The sequence below is a fragment of the Burkholderia sp. 10_S31 genome, assembly GCF_056930375.1.
Map to the genome: position 1 here is coordinate 2,772,117 of NZ_JBXOWK010000003.1, position 15,745 is coordinate 2,787,861.

Here is a 15,745-nt window from a genome sequence, read left to right on the forward strand (position 1 = left end):
CGCGTTACAGGCACACCGGCTCGGGTTCGAGCTCGACACCGAACCGCTCGCGCACGTCGTCCTGGATCGCGCGCGCCAGCGCGAGCACGTCGGCGCCCGTCGCGCCGCCGCAATTGACCAGCACGAGCGCCTGCCGGTCGTGCACGGCCGCCGCGCCGAGCGCGCGCCCTTTCCAGCCGCAGCGGTCGATCAGCCAGCCGGCCGCGAGCTTCACCTGCCCGTCCGGCTGCGGATACGACACGACTTCGGGCGCGCGCGCGCGCAGCGCGTCGAACTGCGCGGCGTCGATCACCGGATTCTTGAAGAAACTACCCGCGTTGCCGAGCATCAGCGGATCGGGCAGCTTCGCGCGGCGGATCGCGACGACCGCGTCGAACACGTCGCGCGGCGTCGCGGCGTCCGGCGTGATGCCGCGCGCGTCGAGCTCGCGCGTGACGTCCGCATAGCCGAGCCGCGGCGTCCAGCGCTTGGGCAGCCGGAACGTCACCGATACGATCGCAAAGCGGCCGCGCCCTTCCCGCTTGAAGAAGCTGTCGCGATAGCCGAACGCGCAGCGCGCGGCGTCGAAGCGCTCGCTGCGCCCCGTCGCAAGTTCGACGGCGGCCAGCGAGTCGAAATACGTCTTCATCTCGAGGCCGTAAGCGCCGATGTTCTGGATCGGCGCGGCGCCGACGGTGCCCGGAATCAGCGCCAGGTTCTCGAGGCCCGGCATCCCGTGCTCGAGCGTCCACGCAACGAACGCGTGCCAGGTTTCGCCGCCGCCTGCCTCGACGTACCACGCGTCGTCGTCCTCGCGCACGACGCGGCGGCCGGCAATCTCGTCGAGCAGCACGACGCCGTCGAAATCGCGCGTGAACACGACGTTGCTGCCGCCGCCCAGCACGAGCTGCGGCAGGTGCGCGACGCGCGGGTCGCGATGCAGCGCCGCGAACTGCGCCGCATGCGTGATGCGGGCGGCGAAGCGGGCGGTCGCGGCGATGCCGAACGTATTGTGCACGGCGAGCGGATGGTCGGGGAGCAGCGACAGGGCGGAATCGTCAGGAGGCATCGGCATTCGCGGTCACGTCCGCCAGGGCGGGCACACGGCCGGCCTTGGGCAAACGGAGGGGCATCGGTAAAATGGCAAACAGTCCGCAATTATAGCGAGTGCCCGCGCGCGAGCCGGGCCTCGCATCTCAAGGGAGAATGCCATGCCATCGTTCGACGTCGTTTCCGAAGCGAACATGATCGAAGTGAAGAACGCCATCGAGCAGTCGAACAAGGAAATTTCGACACGCTTCGACTTCAAGGGCTCCGACGCGCGCGTCGAGCAGAAGGAGCGCGAGCTGACGCTGTTCGCCGACGACGATTTCAAGCTCGGCCAGGTCAAGGACGTGCTGATCAACAAGCTCGCGAAGCGCAACGTCGACGTACGCTTCCTCGACTACGGCAAGGTCGAGAAGATCGGCGGCGACAAGGTCAAGCAGATCGTCACCGTGAAGAAGGGCGTGACGGGCGACCTCGCGAAGAAGATCGTCAGGCTCGTGAAAGACAGCAAGATCAAGGTGCAGGCGAGCATCCAGGGCGACGCGGTGCGCGTGGCCGGCACGAAGCGCGACGACCTGCAGAACGTGATCGCGATGCTGCGCAAGGACGTGACCGACACCCCGCTCGACTTCAACAACTTCCGCGACTGATCGACGCCGTCGACCGGTCGTCCCGCGCCGCCGGGCCCCGCATGCGGGATGCCCCGGCGGGCGGCAGCAGCCCCCCTTCCTCAGGCCTTCCCGCCGCCCTGCGCGCCGCCGTCGGCCGCAGCCTTCTTCTTGTCGCCGATCCGGCTCTCCTGCCCCGCCAGCAGCTTCGAGATGTTGCCGCGGTGACGCCACACGAGCAGCACGCTCATCGCGAGCACGGCCCACGCGACCGGGTTGTGGCCCGTGCCGAACAGGAACACGTCGAACACCGGTGCGAACACGGCCGCCACCAGCGCCGCGAGCGACGAATAGCGGAAGAAGAACGCGACGATCAGCCAGGTCAGCGCGGTCGCGAGCCCGAGCACCGGGTGCACGGCGAGCAGCACGCCGGCCGCGGTCGCGACGCCCTTGCCGCCCTGGAAGCGGAAGAACACCGGATACAGGTGGCCGAGGAACACGGCGATCGCGACCCACGCAACGGCGACATCGGACAACCCGAAGTGCCGGGCGAGCCAGACGGCGAGCCAGCCCTTGAACGCGTCGCCGACGAGCGTCAGGATCGCGGCCTTCTTGTTGCCGCTGCGCAGCACGTTGGTCGCGCCGGGATTCTTCGACCCGTACGAACGGGGATCGGCCAGGCCCATCGCGGCGCTGACGACGACGGCAAACGACACCGAACCGATCAGGTAGGCAACTAGTGCGGCGAGCAGGATCTGCATGCGGAGAACTCTTCTTTCAACGTATCGGTAAAGGGACGGCCGGGCGCGCCCGGCCGAAACGGCGCCCATTCTACCGAACGAGCACGGCCTGCCACGAAGGTGAAACCCTCAGTCGACGCTCGCGCACTGCACGGGCGTCGCGCCGAGCAGCGTCGTGAGCACCGTCGGCGCAAGACTGACGAGATAGCCGCGGCGGCCGCCGTTCAGGTAGATCGTCGGCAGCTCGAGGATGGTCGACTCGACGTACACGGGCATCGTCTTGCGCGTGCCGAACGGCGACGTGCCGCCGACCAGATAGCCGGAATGGCGGTTCGCGACGTCGGGCTTGCACGGCTCGACGCGCTTCGCGCCGATCTGCCGGGCAAGGTTTTTGGTCGACACGGTGCGGTCGCCGTGCATCAGCACGATCAGCGGCTTCGCATGCTCGTCTTCCATCACGAGCGTCTTCACGACGCTGTGTTCGTCGACGCCGAGCTGGCGCGCCGACTCGCCGGTGCCGCCGTGCTCGACGTAATCGTACGGATGCTCGCCGAATGCAACGGCATGGCGGCGCAGCAGCTGGGTCGCGGGTGTCTCGGACACATGTCTGGATTTGCTCATGGCGGCATTTTAATGGCGAACGACCGGCGGGCGATCGCCATCGCACAATCGCGGCATCGCGTGTTCACGGCGCCGCGCCGCGCCCCGGCGGTATACTCGCGGCCCTTTTGTCCGGGGCGAGCGCGCCCGTCGCCGCAACGCGCCGTCATCATTGCGGACATCGCGAAGCGCTATTGCCCGATTGGCCGATTGTGGCCCGCCCGCCGTCATGGCACGATCGTTCGCAAAACTCGCCGTGCCGCCGCCCGGCCCTTCTCCTGGAGACGCCATGCCCTCGCCTGCCCGCCCATCCGCACAGCTCGACGTCGCGGCACTGCTCGCCGCGTTGCCAGGGCGCATCGCCGACGTGCCCGCCCGCTGGGCCGCGCGCGCGAGTGCGCATCCGGCGCTGATCGAGGACGCGCGACGCCTGTCGTACGGCGAGCTGTCGCAGGCCGTCGATGCCGCCGCCGAGCGGCTCGCGCGCCTCGGCGTGCGCGGCGGCGATCGCGTGATGATCGTCGCGGAAAACAGCGTCGCGCAGATCGTGCTGCTGTTCGCGGTCGCGCGCGTCGATGCGTGGGCGCTCGTGTCGAACGCGCGGCTGTCGGCCGGCGAGCTCGATGCGATCGCCGCGCACGCGCGCCCGAAGCTGATCGCATTCGCGACGGAAGCGTCGCCCGACGCGCGTGCGCACGCGGCGCGCTACGACGCGACGCCCGCCGACGCGCTGCCGGTCGACATCGGCGCATGGTCGTACCGCGTCGACACGAGCGCGCCCGACGAACCGGTGGCGGCCGACGGTGCCGCGCAATGCGCGGCGCTGATCTACACGACCGGCACGACGGGTGCGCCGAAAGGCGTGATGCTGTCGCATCGCAACCTGCTGTTCATCGCGGCGGTGTCGAGCACGCTGCGCCGCGTGTCGCCCGACGACGTCGTCTATACGGTGCTGCCGGTATCGCACGTGTACGGGCTCGCGTCGGTCTGCCTCGGCAGCCTGTACGCGGGCGCAACGCTGCGGCTCGCGCCGCGCTTCTCGCCGGAAGCCGTGCGCGTCGCGCTCGCCGACGAAGGCGTGACGATCTTCCAGGGCGTGCCCGCGATGCACGCGAAGCTGCTCGAGCACCTGCACACGCACGCACACCCATGGCACGCGCCGCGGCTGCGCTTCGCGTATTCGGGCGGCTCGCCGCTCGACGCCGACCTGAAGGCGCGCGTCGAGCGCGTGTACGGCGTGCCGCTGCACAACGGCTACGGGATGACCGAGAGCAGCCCGACAATCACGCAGACGCCGCTCGACGCACCGCGTACCGACTGCTCGGTCGGCGTGCCGATCCCGGGCGTCGAGATGCGGATCGTCGCACCGGACGGCACCGACGTGCCGCAAGGCGAAGTGGGGGAAATTCGCGTGCGCGGGCCGAACGTGATGCTCGGCTATTACCGCAACGCGGAGGCGACGCGCGCGGCCGTGTCGCCGGACGGCTGGCTCAGCACCGGCGATCTCGCACGCCAGGAAGCGGACGGCTCGGTGACGATCGCGGGCCGCAGCAAGGAACTGATCATCCGCTCGGGCTTCAACGTGTATCCGGTCGAGGTCGAACAGGTGCTGAACGCGCACCCGGACGTCGTGCAGGCGGCCGTCATCGGCCGGGCGGTCGAGGGCAACGAGGAAGTGCTCGCGTTCGTCGAGCTGGTGCCCGGCGCGACCGCGACCGAGGCAGCGCTCCAGGCGTGGTGCGCGCAGCGGCTCGCGCCTTACAAGCGCCCTGCGCGGATTCGCGTGCTCGACGCGCTGCCCGCCGCGTCGACCGGCAAGGTGCTGAAGTACAAGCTGCGCGAACTCGCGTAACGCACGGCGCCGCCCGCATCGCGCGCTGGCCGGTGCACGCGCCGCGCTAGCCGCGCGGATGGTGCTGCGCGTGCAGCGTCTTCAGCCGCTCGCGCGCGACGTGCGTGTAGATCTGCGTGGTCGAGATGTCGCTGTGGCCGAGCAGCAGCTGCACGACGCGCAGGTCGGCGCCGTGGTTCAGCAGGTGCGTCGCGAACGCGTGCCGCAGCGTATGCGGCGACAGGTGCGCGCGCACGTCGGCCTGCTGCGCGTGGCGCTTGATGATGTTCCAGAACTGCTGGCGCGTCATCCCGTCGCCGCGCGCGGTCACGAACAGCGCGTCGGCCGCGCGTGCGCCAAGCAGCGCCGGCCGCGCGTCGCGCAGGTAGCGCTCGATCCAGCCGTGCGCGACTTCTCCGAACGGCACGAGCCGTTCCTTCGAACCCTTGCCCATCACGCGCACGACGCCCTCGTTGAGACCGACCTCGACGGTCTTCAGCGTGACGAGCTCGCTCACGCGCAGCCCGCTCGCGTACATCAGCTCGAGCATCGTGCGATCGCGCAGGCCGAGCGGCGTGCCGATGTCGGGTGCGCCGAGCAGCGCCTCGACCTGTGCCTCCGACAGCGTCGACGGAAACCGCGCGGCCTGTTTCGCGGACGTGATCCGCAGCGTCGGATCGGCGTTCGCGCGATGCTCGCGCACGGCCCAGCCGTAATAGCGCCTGAACACGGACAACCGCCGGTTCGACGACGTCGCCTTGCCGTCGCTGCGCGCGGCGATGTAGTCCGTCACCATCGCTTCGTCGACCGAATCGAGCGGCGCGCCGTGCGTCGCGGCCAGCCATTGCGAAAACAGCACCAGATCGCGCCGGTACGCGTCGAGCGTGTTGCGCGCGAGCCCGTGCTCGAGCCACAGCGCATCGCAGAACACGTCGATCGACGCGCGACTCGCAAGCAGCGCGGGCGATGCGGCGGCGGCATCGCCGTCGGACGCGGAATCGGGGGAAAGCAGCGGTTCGCTCATCGGTACGGCACGCCCTCGTGCGCCAGCAGCCAGCGCTTCACTGTCTGGTAATAGCCATTGTCGTCGTGGTTCGCGAAGCCGCCGAGGCCGCCCTCGGCGACGACGCGATGGCACGGAATCACGAGCGGGAAATAGTTCGCGCCGCACGCCTGGCCGACCGCGCGCGGCGCGCTGCCGATCCGCTTCGCGACCTGGCCGTAGGTCAGCACCGTGCCCGGCGGAATGTCGCTGATCACGTTCCACACGCGATGCTGGAAGGCGCTGCCGACGTCGGCGAGCGGCAGGTCGAAGCGCGCCGATGCGCGCTCGAAATAACGTTCGATCTGCTTGACCGCGCGCTTCGCGAGCGGCGAGTCAGGCTCGACCGACTTGACCGACTCGGGCAGATAGACGATCTCGCGCACCACCGCGGCATCGGTGCGGATGCCGACCTTGCCGAACGGTGCGTCGATGACTGCGTTGAACATGAGTTTCTCCTCACCGGTGAAACGCGCGGCGCCGCCGCGCGCCGACGACACTTTACGCCGCCTTCATGCGGCACGCAGCGCCCACTCGACATGCTCGCGCACGATCGGCGACGGATCGTCGGCCCGTGCGCGCAACGCGGCGACGATCGCGTCGCGCGCATCGGGCGCGAGCCGGTCGGCCGGCGCGCGCAACGCATTGCCGAGCCCGACCGCGAGATTGCGCAGCCAGCTTTCATGGCCGATGCGCCGGATCGCGCTGCCCTGCATCCGCGTATCGAACGTGTCGGCGTCCCAGCCGAACAACTCGACGAGCGTCGCGCGGTCGAGCCCGTGCCGCACGTCGAAATCGGCGACGGGCGCGGCCTGCGCGAACTTGTTCCACGGACACACGAGCTGGCAGTCGTCGCAGCCGTACACGCGGTTGCCGATCATCGGCCGCAGCGGCTCCGGAATGCTGCCTTTCAGTTCGATCGTCAGGTACGAGATGCAGCGGCGCGCGTCGACGCGATACGGCTCGACGATCGCGCCGGTCGGGCATGCGCCGATGCAGCGCGTGCAGCTGCCGCAGTGCGCGCCGGGCGTCTCGGGCGCGACGTCGGGCGCCGTTTGCGCGTCGGTCGGCAGCGGAACGTCGACGTAGATCTCGCCGAGGAAGAACAGCGAACCCGCGTCGCGCTGCAGCAGCAGCGTGTGCTTGCCGCGCCAGCCGACGCCGGCCTTCTGCGCGAGCTCGACCTCGAGCACCGGCGCCGAATCGGTGAACACGCGGTAGCCGAATGCGCCGATCTCGCGCTCGATGCGCTCCGCGAGCGTCTGCAGCCGGTTGCGCAGCACCTTGTGATAGTCGCGGCCGCGTGCGTAGATCGACACGACGGCCGCCTGAGGATCGTCGAGACGCGCGCGCTCGCGTGCGCGCCAATCCTGCGGCGCGAGCGCGCCGGATGATGCATCGGGCGCGCCAGCGGCGAGCGTTTCGGCCGGCAGATAGGCGAGCCGCGCGGAGATCACGCGTCGCGTACCGGCCACAAGTTCGGCCGGCCGCGCGCGTTTCATCCCGTGTTTCGCCATATAATCCATTTCGCCGTGGTACCCGGCTTCCAGCCAGGCGGCGAGGCCTGCTTCGGCATCCGAGAGATCGGTATCGCTGATGCCGATCGCCCCGAAACCCAATTCGCGCCCCCACGCCCTGATGCGAGCGGCGAGCGCGGTCAACGTCGCATCATCGAGCGCGCACGGCGCCGCGCCTTCGGCACGAGTCGAAGGCCTGTCGGATGCGGCGAGTTCCGGTAATCGGTTCATCGCACTATTTTACGAGAATGCCAGCCACGTCCCATACGCCTCATGCCGACACGCTGCCCGCCCCGCTCGCGGAGCGCGTGATCGCACTCGCCGACGAAGCGGCGACCGAGGCCTTCGGCACCCGCTTCGCGCACGCGCTCGACGCGGCACGCAGCGAACTCGCCCACGCGCACGCGTTCGACGGGCTGCAGATCCAGTTGATCGGCGACCTCGGCGCGGGCAAGACGACCCTCGTGCGCGCGATCCTGCGCGGCCTCGGCCACCCGGGACGCGTACGCAGCCCGACCTACACACTCGTCGAACCCTATGCGTTCGCACGCGACGACGGGGAACTTGAGGTCTATCACTTCGATCTGTATCGATTCAACGATCCGGCCGAGTGGTCCGACGCAGGCTTTCGCGAATATTTCAATTCCAGCGCGATCTGTCTCGTCGAATGGCCGCAACAGGCGGGCACCCTGCTCGGCGTGCCCGATCTGGTTTTCTCGCTCGACGTGGATGGCGACGGCCGCGCCCTCACCGTCCGGGCGTACAGCGCTTCAGGAAAGGCATGTCTCGAAAGATGTTGATCAAACCGTTCCGCTCGATCGAATCGGCGGCCACCGCGACGCACAACTGGCGGCGCCGCCAGATCCTGTGCGCGGGCGCGTCGACGCTGGTGCTCGGTCTCGTCGCACCGCGGCTCGCGCACGCGTCGTCGGTGCTCGGCGTGCGCGTGTGGCCGGCGCGCGATTACACGCGCGTCACGATCGAATCCGACCAGCCGCTGCAGAATAGCCAACAGCTGTTGCAGGGGCCCGACCGGCTCGTCGTCGACCTGAACGGGCTCGATCTCGACCAGGCGCTGCGTGACCTCGTGTCGAAGATCGCGCCGAACGATCCGCAGATCCAGTCGGTGCGCGTCGGCCAGTACCAGCCGCACGTCGTGCGGATGGTGTTCGACCTGAAAGGCTCGGTGAAACCGCAGGTGTTCACGCTGCCGCCGGTGGGCACCTACAAGTACCGGCTCGTGTTTGACCTGTATCCGGCCGTCGCGCCCGATCCGCTGACCGACCTGATCGCGCAGACCGAACGCAAGGAACAGGCGCTCAACGACTCCGCGCGCGCGCAGCAGATGCAGCCGCCGACCGCGCTCGCGGGCCCGGCCACACCGCCGCCCGGCACGGGCGACAACAGCGACGCGTTCTTCCAGCGCTTCGCGCAGAATACGCCGGCCACGCCGCGCACGCCACCGGCCGCCACGACGCCTTCCACGCCCGCGAAGCCGGCCGTCAAGCCGCCGCCCGTCATCGCGCGCCGCGACGACAGCGAGGACGACGGCGACACCTACAAGTTCACCGCGCCGAAATCCGGCAAGGGCGGCACCGTGCGCCTGCTGACGGTCGCGATCGATCCGGGCCACGGCGGCGAGGATCCGGGCGCGATCGGCGGCGGCGGCACATACGAGAAGCACATCGCGCTCGACATCGCGAAGAAACTGCGCGCGAAGATCGACGGCGCGCCGAACATGCGCGCGATGATGACGCGCGACGCCGACTTCTTCGTGCCGCTGAACGTGCGCGTGCAGAAGGCACGCCGCGTCGGCGCGGATCTCTTCGTGTCGATCCACGCGGATGCGTTCACGACGCCGTCCGCGCGCGGCTCGTCGGTATTCGCGCTGTCCGACCACGGTGCGTCGAGCGCCGCCGCGCGCTGGCTCGCGAACAAGGAGAACTCGTCCGACCTGATCGGCGGCATCAACATCAAGACGCAGGACGCAGCCGTGAGCCGCGCGCTGTTCGACATGTCGACGACCGCGCAGATCCGCGATTCGCTGCGCTACGGCAACTACGTGCTGAAGGAAGTCGGCGGCATCAACAAGCTGCACAAGGGCTCGGTCGAGCAGGCCGGATTCGCGGTGCTGAAGGCGCCCGACATTCCGTCGATCCTCGTCGAGACCGCGTTCATCAGCAACCCGGACGAAGAGCGCAGGCTCAACGACGACAGCTATCGCGACGAGATGGCCGACGCGATCTTCCGCGGCATCAAGCGTTACTTTGCCGCGAATCCGCCGCTCGCGAAGAGCCGGATGGCCTGAAGCACGGCCGCTCCTCCCGCGCCGCCGGCACGCGCTGCGTGCCGGCGCGTCACGACGCCGCGAAGCGGCGCATCAGCTTCCCGCCGAACACGTTCACCGCAAGCCCGCCCATCACGAGCGCGGCGCCGATCAGCTGCGCCCGTGTCAGGTGCTCGTCGAGCAGCAGCGCCGACGACGCGAGCCCGACGATCGGCACCAGCAGCGAGAACTGCGCGACCTGCGCGGCCGGATAGCGCGACATCAGCCGGCTCCACAAGCCGTAGCCGACGAGCGTCGCGATGAACGCGAGATAGACGACCGCGAAGATCGACGCGCCGTCCAGCCCGACCAGCGCGGCCTCGATCCGCTGCGGCCCCTCGAACCACAGCGACAGCAGGAAGAACGGCACGGGCGGCACGAGGCTCGCCCACACGACGAGCGACACGAGGTTCGCACGGCCGACCTTCTTCGTGACGATGTTGCCGAACGCCCACATCGCGGCCGAGCAGATGGTCAGCAGGAAGCCTGCGAGCGTCATCGCGCCGCCGCCCTGCACCGCGATCACGACGAGCCCGGCCGCGGCGATCGCAAGCCCGATCAGGTTCTGCACGCGCAGCCGCTCGCCGAGGAACAGCATCGCGAACACCAGCGTGAAGAACGCCTGCGACTGCAGCACGAGCGACGCGAGGCCGGCCGGCATGCCGACGTACATGCCGGTGAACAGGAATACGAACTGGCCGAGCTGGATCGTCGCGCCGTACAGGATCAGCATGCGCCACGGAATCTGCGGCCGGCGTACGAAGAACACCGCGGGCACCGCCGCGAGCGTGAAGCGCAGCGCGCCGAGCAGCATCGGCGGCATCCCGTGCAGGCCGACCTTGATCACGACGAAGTTCACGCCCCACGCCAGGATCACGACCAGCGCGAGCAGCAAGTCCTTCGGGGCCATCATCGGCGTCTCCTCGATTTCGACGGGTCGTTCTGAAGCCGGTCAGTCTACCGGGTTTCGCCGCATGGCCCGATACCCGCACGGCGCGCATGGAATCGGCAACGTGTGGTGACTGAGCGGCAACTGAGCGGCAGCGGAAAACCGCAAAACCACATCGCGCGTGCCCGCCCCTGCACCGACACCGCCGGACTGCGCGCGCGTCACGGCCGTTGCGCGCTTCGCCGCGGCGACGCCAGTACAATGACCGGCATTCCAGCCGTTCCGCACGAGGCCCGTCATGACTGATCCGATCAAAGCCTTGCTGAAGCCGCACATCCGCGACATCGGCAACCTGCAGGTACGCCGCACGCTGCCCGCGCTCGCCGCGCGCCTCGTCGGACCGTTCATCTTCTTCGATCACATGGGGCCCGCGGCGCTGCCGGCCGGCACCGGGCTCGACGTGCGTCCGCACCCGCACATCGGGCTTGCCACCGTGACCTACCTGTTCGACGGCGCGATCCTGCACCGCGACAGCCTCGGCTCGCTGCAGGAGATCGTACCGGGCGACGTGAACTGGATGACGGCCGGCCGCGGCATCGTCCATTCGGAGCGCACGCCCGACGCGCAGCGCGCGAGCGGCCATACGGTGCACGGGATCCAGACCTGGGTCGCGCTGCCCGTCGCCCACGAGACCACCGAGCCGTCGTTCGAGCACCATGCGGCCGACACGCTGCCCAAGCGCAACGAAGACGGCGTGTCGCTGACGGTGATCGCCGGCGACGCGTTCGGCCTGCGCTCGCCCGTCACGACGTTCTCGCGCACGCTGTACGTCGCCGCCGAATTCGCGGCCGGCGGCCGCCTCGAACTCGACGCGTCGCACGCGGAACGCGCGGTCTACGTGGTCGACGGCGACCTGACGATCGACGGCACGCCGGTGCCGGCCGAGCAGATGGCCGTGCTCGCGCCGGGTGCAACCGTCACGCTCGCGAGCGTCAACGGTGCACGCGCGATGCTGCTGGGCGGCGACAAGATCGACGGCGAACGCTTCATCGAATGGAATTTCGTTGCCAGCAGCCGCGACGCGATCGAGCGCGCGAAAGTGGCCTGGACGAACCAGGAAATGGGCAAGGTGCCCGGCGAAACCGAGTGGATTCCGCTGCCCGAATCGAAGCCGCGTTGAAAAAAGGGCGCGCCGCCCCCATCCTGACGACATTCGAACGGAAGAGAACGACATGGACACCACGCTTGCCACTTTCGAGAAAGACGTCATCGAGGCGTCGCTGGACACGCCCGTGCTGGTCGACTTCTGGGCGCCGTGGTGCGGCCCCTGCAAGACGCTCGGTCCGCTGCTCGAAAAGCTCGAAGCCGACTACGAAGGCCGCTGGAAGCTCGTGAAGGTGAACGTCGACGAGAACCAGGAGCTCGCCGCGCACTTCCAGACGCGCAGCATCCCGCACGTGATCGCGTTTGCCGACGGGCGCCCGGTCGACCAGTTCGTCGGCGTGCTGCCGGAGGGCCAGTTGCGCGCATTCCTCGACCGGCTGCTGCCGGCGCCCGACGAAGCCGAACGCCGCGCCGCGCAATACGCGATCGCCGAGTCGCGCTACGACGATGCGCTCACCCACCTCGAAGCGGCGCTTGCGCTGAACCCCGGCTACGACGACGCACGGCTCGACCTGATCGAGCTGCTGCTCGCGAGCAACCAGGTGGAGGCCGCGCGCGCCGAGGCCGAGCGCCTGTCGCCGACCGTACAGGGTGCCGATCCGCGCTACCAGGCGATCAAGACCCGTTTCGATGCGCTCGACGCGACGGCCGACCTGCCGCCGACCGACGCGCTCGAAGCGCGCATCGCGGCGAACCCCGCCGATCTCGACGCACGCTTCGACCTCGCGCAGAGCCTGATCGCGCGACGCGCGTACGAAGGCGCGCTCGAGCAATTGCTGGAAATCGTGTTGCGCGATCGCGCGTATGGCGACGATCTCGGCCGCCGCACGATGATTTCGGTGTTCGAGCTGGCGGGCGATCGCCCCGAGCTCGTCGCCGCATGGCGGCGCAAGCTGAGCATGGCGCTCAACTGACGAACGGCCGGCCGGGCCGCCATGGCCCGGCTGCATCGTCGTCGCGCGCGGCTGGCCTGCCGCGCCGCAGCATGCCGTCGCGCGCCGATCGATTTGCGGATCAGCCCGCGGCCCGCGCCGCGATCGCCCGCAGCGCATACGCGGCGGCCGCGAAACCGAAGCTCGCGGTCACGCACACGCTCGAACCGAACCCCGCGCAATTGAGCCCCGCGACATGCGCGGCAGCAGACGGCTCCGCGCCGTCCTCGATGTCGCAAGCGGCCGCTTCCGGATAGATCAGCGGCTCGTCCGAATACACGGCGCTGATCTTGAAGCGCGCCTTCGGCCCGCGCGGAAAGCCGTGCTGCTTGCGCAGCTGCGCGCGCACCTTCGACAGCAGCGGATCCTGGATCGTCAGCGCGAGATCGTCGATGCGGATGCGCGTCGGGTCGAGCTGCCCGCCGGCACCGCCGACCGTGACGAGCGGCTGCCCTTTCGCAACGCACCACGCGATCAGCGCAACCTTCGTGCGCACGCTGTCGATTGCGTCGATCACGTAGTCGAAGCCGCCGCCGAGCAACGTGTCGAAGTTCTCGGGTTCCGCGAAGTCCTCGATCCGGTTCACGCGGCACGCGGGATCGATCAGCGCGATCCGCTCGGCCATCGCGTCGACCTTCGGCTTGCCGTAATTGCCGTCGAGCGCGTGGATCTGCCGGTTCGTATTGCTTTCGGCGACGTTGTCGAGATCGATCAGCGTCAGCGTGCCGATCGCGCTGCGCGCGAGCGCCTCGGCCGTCCACGATCCGACGCCGCCGATGCCGATCACGGCAACGTGCGCACCCTCGAACGCGGCGAGCGCAGGGGCGCCGTACAGCCGCGCGATGCCGCCGAAGCGGCGTTCGCGATCCACGTCAAGCTGGATTGTCGGGGTCGGGGTAAGATCAGAGGAACTGGGCGGGGCAGTGTCGGCAGCGGACATGGCAGCAAGGAAAACGTAAGTCGAGCAGCCCTCTATTTTGCCTGAACTCCCCGCCCGTACGCGCCACTGTGCACGCACGATTCTCGCGCGTTCGCTATACTGGCCCCAGATTGAAGCGTTTGCATAACATGACGACTCTCGCCGATCTCCGCATCAATTATTCGCGTGCTTCGCTCGACGAAGCCGATGCCGCCCCCGACCCCTTCGCCCAGTTCGATCGCTGGTTCAAGGAGGCGCTCGCCGCCAAGCTCCCCGAGCCGAACACGATGACGCTCGCCACCGTCGGCGATAACGGCCGGCCGTCGGCCCGAATTGTGCTCATCAAGGGCGTCGACGAACGCGGGTTCGTCTTCTTTACCAATTACGAAAGCCGCAAGGGGCGCGACCTCGCCGCCCATCCGCACGCGGCGTTGCTGTTCTACTGGATCGAGCTCGAGCGCCAGGTGCGCATCGAAGGCCGGATCGAGAAAACCAGTGCCGATGAAAGCGACCGCTATTTCGCGTCGCGCCCGCTCGGCTCGCGCATCGGTGCGTGGGCGTCCGAGCAGAGCGCGGTGATCGATAGCCGCGCGACGCTCGAAGCGCGCGAGAAGGATGTGGCCGCTCGCTACGGCGAGAACCCGCCGCGTCCACCGCACTGGGGCGGTTACCGCGTCGTGCCCGACGCGATCGAGTTCTGGCAAGGCCGCCCGTCGCGGCTGCACGACCGCCTGCTCTATACGCGCGACGCCGCGGCGGCATCCGGCTGGACGATCTCGCGCCTGTCGCCGTAAGCCGAACTGCGGCCGCGGTGCCGGCGCATGCCGGTCGTGTCTCGTGTTGCATCCGGGCACCCGCCTCGCGAGGGGCGGGCGCCGGTCAAGATACTTGGCTGTATTCGATTCAACGAACAAACGGAGATTCCAAATGTTCTGGGAAAAGAAGCTGGCACAGTGGGCGGACGAAGTACGGGCGAAGGCGAACATACCGGCGCGCCTCGTGCTGTGGAACGGCGATCAACTCGATTTCGGCACCTTCAACGCGCCACAGGTCACGCTGAAGGTCAACAGCGCGTCCGCGTTGCCGCTCCTGCTCGAACCGAGCCTCGACAATCTCGGCGAGGCGTACGTGAAGGGCAAGATCGACATCGAAGGCCGGCTGTCGGACATCATCAACATCAGCTACTCGCTCGCGCGCAGCACGGTCACCAGCGCAAGCAAGCTCGCGCGCGTGAAGCGCTACTTCAATCACACGAAGAACACCGACAAGAAGGCGATCCAGTATCACTACGACGTCTCGAACGAGTTCTACCAGCTGTGGCTCGACGAGAACATGGTGTATTCGTGCGCGTACTTCGAGAACGGCGACGAGGATCTCGCGACCGCGCAGATCAAGAAGATCGACCACATCCTGACCAAGATCCGGCTCGAGCCCGGCCAGCGGCTGCTCGACATCGGCTGCGGCTGGGGCGCGCTCGTGCTGCGCGCCGCGCAGAAGTTCGGCGCGACGTGCCTGGGCGTGACGCTGTCGCAGAACCAGTTCGATCTCGCGACCGCGCGCGTGAAGGCCGCCGGGCTCGAGGACAAGATCGAGATCCGCCTGCAGGACTACCGCGAGATCGAGGGCCAGTTCGACCGCATCACGAGCGTCGGGATGTTCGAGCACGTCGGCCGCAAGAACCTGCCGCTCTATTTCTCGCGCTTGCACGACCTGCTGACCGACGAAGGCATCGCGATGAACCACGGGATCACGTCGACCGACGCGGAAAGCGGCGAGACGGCCCTCGGCGGCGGCGAATTCATCGACCGCTACGTGTTCCCGGACGGCGAGCTGCCGCACATCAGCCTCGCGCTCGAAGCGGCGCAGCGCGGCGGGCTCGAGGCGATTGACGTCGAAAGCCTGCGGCGGCACTATGCGCGCACGCTCGAGATCTGGACCGAGAACTTCGAGGCGAAGGCGGATGAGGCGCGCTCGCTCGTCGACGACGAAAAATTTCGCATCTGGCGCGTGTACCTCGCCGGTTGCGCGTATGCGTTCGAGCACGACGACGTGTCGATCTTCCAGATCGTGTGCCGCAAGGCCGGACGCAGCGCGAAAACGCTGCCGTGGTCGCGGCGCTACATGTACGAACACACGCTGCCGCGCTAGGCG

Annotated in this window: 16 protein-coding genes; 8 read left to right on the forward strand and 8 right to left on the reverse strand. The window is 68.6% G+C overall.

Annotated elements, in window-relative coordinates; all coding sequences use genetic code 11:
- Positions 1 to 4: 4 nt before the first annotated feature.
- Positions 5 to 1,054 carry a UDP-N-acetylmuramate dehydrogenase gene (murB, locus tag AC1Z3W_RS33055; protein WP_057926109.1) on the reverse strand — a complete coding sequence of 350 codons (1,050 nt, stop codon included), beginning with the start codon at positions 1,052 to 1,054 and terminating at the stop codon, positions 5 to 7.
- Between the two features lie 136 nt (positions 1,055 to 1,190).
- Between murB and AC1Z3W_RS33060 the strand changes: the two genes are divergently transcribed.
- On the forward strand, positions 1,191 to 1,676 hold the full coding sequence (locus AC1Z3W_RS33060) for a YajQ family cyclic di-GMP-binding protein (RefSeq protein WP_057926110.1): 486 nt from the start codon (positions 1,191 to 1,193) through the stop codon (positions 1,674 to 1,676).
- An 80-nt stretch (positions 1,677 to 1,756) separates the two neighbouring features.
- Here AC1Z3W_RS33060 and plsY read toward each other — a convergent pair whose 3' ends face one another.
- Both plsY and ybaK read right to left on the reverse strand, forming a co-directional pair.
- Positions 1,757 to 2,395 (reverse strand): glycerol-3-phosphate 1-O-acyltransferase PlsY, encoded by a 639-nt coding sequence (gene plsY, locus AC1Z3W_RS33065; RefSeq protein ID WP_057926111.1) that lies wholly within the window; start codon positions 2,393 to 2,395, stop codon positions 1,757 to 1,759.
- A 108-nt stretch (positions 2,396 to 2,503) separates the two neighbouring features.
- Positions 2,504 to 2,995: a Cys-tRNA(Pro) deacylase gene (gene ybaK, locus AC1Z3W_RS33070; protein WP_057926112.1), complete on the reverse strand. Its 492-nt coding sequence runs from the start codon at positions 2,993 to 2,995 to the stop codon at positions 2,504 to 2,506.
- A gap of 268 nt (positions 2,996 to 3,263) precedes the next feature.
- On the opposite strand from ybaK, the gene AC1Z3W_RS33075 reads away from it, so the two are divergent.
- Positions 3,264 to 4,826 (forward strand): class I adenylate-forming enzyme family protein, encoded by a 1,563-nt coding sequence (locus tag AC1Z3W_RS33075; protein ID WP_057926113.1) that lies wholly within the window; start codon positions 3,264 to 3,266, stop codon positions 4,824 to 4,826.
- Positions 4,827 to 4,872: 46 nt separating this feature from the next.
- Here AC1Z3W_RS33075 and xerD read toward each other — a convergent pair whose 3' ends face one another.
- From xerD to queG, 3 genes are all read right to left on the reverse strand, one after another.
- A complete protein-coding gene (xerD, locus tag AC1Z3W_RS33080) occupies positions 4,873 to 5,829 on the reverse strand; it encodes a site-specific tyrosine recombinase XerD (protein WP_057929259.1) in 957 nt (318 codons plus the stop codon).
- A complete protein-coding gene (locus AC1Z3W_RS33085) occupies positions 5,826 to 6,296 on the reverse strand; it encodes a methylated-DNA--[protein]-cysteine S-methyltransferase (RefSeq protein WP_483509322.1) in 471 nt (156 codons plus the stop codon). The genes xerD and AC1Z3W_RS33085 overlap by 4 nt, the downstream gene beginning before the upstream one ends.
- 63 nt (positions 6,297 to 6,359) lie before the next feature.
- Positions 6,360 to 7,595, reverse strand: coding sequence for a tRNA epoxyqueuosine(34) reductase QueG (gene queG / locus AC1Z3W_RS33090; protein WP_483509323.1), 1,236 nt, complete (start codon positions 7,593 to 7,595; stop codon positions 6,360 to 6,362).
- 17 nt (positions 7,596 to 7,612) lie between these two features.
- On the opposite strand from queG, the gene tsaE reads away from it, so the two are divergent.
- Positions 7,613 to 8,164 (forward strand): tRNA (adenosine(37)-N6)-threonylcarbamoyltransferase complex ATPase subunit type 1 TsaE, encoded by a 552-nt coding sequence (gene tsaE / locus AC1Z3W_RS33095; protein ID WP_057929261.1) that lies wholly within the window; start codon positions 7,613 to 7,615, stop codon positions 8,162 to 8,164.
- Positions 8,146 to 9,672, forward strand: coding sequence for an N-acetylmuramoyl-L-alanine amidase (locus tag AC1Z3W_RS33100; protein WP_057929262.1), 1,527 nt, complete (start codon positions 8,146 to 8,148; stop codon positions 9,670 to 9,672). Before tsaE ends, AC1Z3W_RS33100 begins: the two co-directional genes overlap by 19 nt.
- Before the next feature lie 49 nt (positions 9,673 to 9,721).
- On the opposite strand, the gene AC1Z3W_RS33105 is transcribed toward AC1Z3W_RS33100, so the two are convergent.
- Positions 9,722 to 10,600 carry an EamA family transporter gene (locus tag AC1Z3W_RS33105; RefSeq protein ID WP_173938516.1) on the reverse strand — a complete coding sequence of 293 codons (879 nt, stop codon included), beginning with the start codon at positions 10,598 to 10,600 and terminating at the stop codon, positions 9,722 to 9,724.
- 277 nt (positions 10,601 to 10,877) lie between these two features.
- Here AC1Z3W_RS33105 and AC1Z3W_RS33110 point away from each other — a divergent pair, with 277 nt between their 5' ends.
- On the forward strand, positions 10,878 to 11,759 hold the full coding sequence (locus AC1Z3W_RS33110; protein ID WP_057929264.1) for a pirin family protein: 882 nt from the start codon (positions 10,878 to 10,880) through the stop codon (positions 11,757 to 11,759).
- 52 nt (positions 11,760 to 11,811) lie between these two features.
- The gene (gene trxA / locus AC1Z3W_RS33115) at positions 11,812 to 12,657 is read left to right on the forward strand and encodes a thioredoxin (RefSeq protein WP_057929265.1); all 846 of its coding nucleotides are present in this window, start codon (positions 11,812 to 11,814) and stop codon (positions 12,655 to 12,657) included.
- A 100-nt stretch (positions 12,658 to 12,757) separates the two neighbouring features.
- Here trxA and AC1Z3W_RS33120 read toward each other — a convergent pair whose 3' ends face one another.
- Entirely contained in the window at positions 12,758 to 13,615 is an 858-nt protein-coding gene (locus AC1Z3W_RS33120; protein WP_057929266.1) for a tRNA threonylcarbamoyladenosine dehydratase, read from the reverse strand.
- A 128-nt stretch (positions 13,616 to 13,743) separates the two neighbouring features.
- Between AC1Z3W_RS33120 and pdxH the strand changes: the two genes are divergently transcribed.
- On the forward strand, positions 13,744 to 14,388 hold the full coding sequence (gene pdxH / locus AC1Z3W_RS33125; RefSeq protein ID WP_057929267.1) for a pyridoxamine 5'-phosphate oxidase: 645 nt from the start codon (positions 13,744 to 13,746) through the stop codon (positions 14,386 to 14,388).
- Positions 14,389 to 14,521: 133 nt separating this feature from the next.
- Positions 14,522 to 15,742 (forward strand): class I SAM-dependent methyltransferase, encoded by a 1,221-nt coding sequence (locus AC1Z3W_RS33130; protein WP_483509324.1) that lies wholly within the window; start codon positions 14,522 to 14,524, stop codon positions 15,740 to 15,742.
- The last annotated feature ends 3 nt before the right edge of the window (positions 15,743 to 15,745 follow it).

What these genes read in the sequence shown, in the direction of transcription:
- AC1Z3W_RS33100 (WP_057929262.1), top strand. Translation starts at nt 8,146, where the DNA reads ATGTCTCGAAAGATGTTGATCAAACCGTTCCGCTCGATCGAATCGGCG.
- tsaE (WP_057929261.1), top strand. Translation starts at nt 7,613, where the DNA reads ATGCCAGCCACGTCCCATACGCCTCATGCCGACACGCTGCCCGCCCCG.
- plsY (WP_057926111.1), bottom strand. Translation starts at nt 2,395, where the DNA reads ATGCAGATCCTGCTCGCCGCACTAGTTGCCTACCTGATCGGTTCGGTG.
- AC1Z3W_RS33120 (WP_057929266.1), bottom strand. Translation starts at nt 13,615, where the DNA reads ATGTCCGCTGCCGACACTGCCCCGCCCAGTTCCTCTGATCTTACCCCG.
- AC1Z3W_RS33060 (WP_057926110.1), top strand. Translation starts at nt 1,191, where the DNA reads ATGCCATCGTTCGACGTCGTTTCCGAAGCGAACATGATCGAAGTGAAG.
- murB (WP_057926109.1), bottom strand. Translation starts at nt 1,054, where the DNA reads ATGCCGATGCCTCCTGACGATTCCGCCCTGTCGCTGCTCCCCGACCAT.
- ybaK (WP_057926112.1), bottom strand. Translation starts at nt 2,995, where the DNA reads ATGAGCAAATCCAGACATGTGTCCGAGACACCCGCGACCCAGCTGCTG.
- AC1Z3W_RS33110 (WP_057929264.1), top strand. Translation starts at nt 10,878, where the DNA reads ATGACTGATCCGATCAAAGCCTTGCTGAAGCCGCACATCCGCGACATC.
- AC1Z3W_RS33105 (WP_173938516.1), bottom strand. Translation starts at nt 10,600, where the DNA reads ATGGCCCCGAAGGACTTGCTGCTCGCGCTGGTCGTGATCCTGGCGTGG.
- AC1Z3W_RS33085 (WP_483509322.1), bottom strand. Translation starts at nt 6,296, where the DNA reads ATGTTCAACGCAGTCATCGACGCACCGTTCGGCAAGGTCGGCATCCGC.
- AC1Z3W_RS33075 (WP_057926113.1), top strand. Translation starts at nt 3,264, where the DNA reads ATGCCCTCGCCTGCCCGCCCATCCGCACAGCTCGACGTCGCGGCACTG.
- trxA (WP_057929265.1), top strand. Translation starts at nt 11,812, where the DNA reads ATGGACACCACGCTTGCCACTTTCGAGAAAGACGTCATCGAGGCGTCG.
- AC1Z3W_RS33130 (WP_483509324.1), top strand. Translation starts at nt 14,522, where the DNA reads ATGTTCTGGGAAAAGAAGCTGGCACAGTGGGCGGACGAAGTACGGGCG.
- xerD (WP_057929259.1), bottom strand. Translation starts at nt 5,829, where the DNA reads ATGAGCGAACCGCTGCTTTCCCCCGATTCCGCGTCCGACGGCGATGCC.
- pdxH (WP_057929267.1), top strand. Translation starts at nt 13,744, where the DNA reads ATGACGACTCTCGCCGATCTCCGCATCAATTATTCGCGTGCTTCGCTC.
- queG (WP_483509323.1), bottom strand. Translation starts at nt 7,595, where the DNA reads ATGAACCGATTACCGGAACTCGCCGCATCCGACAGGCCTTCGACTCGT.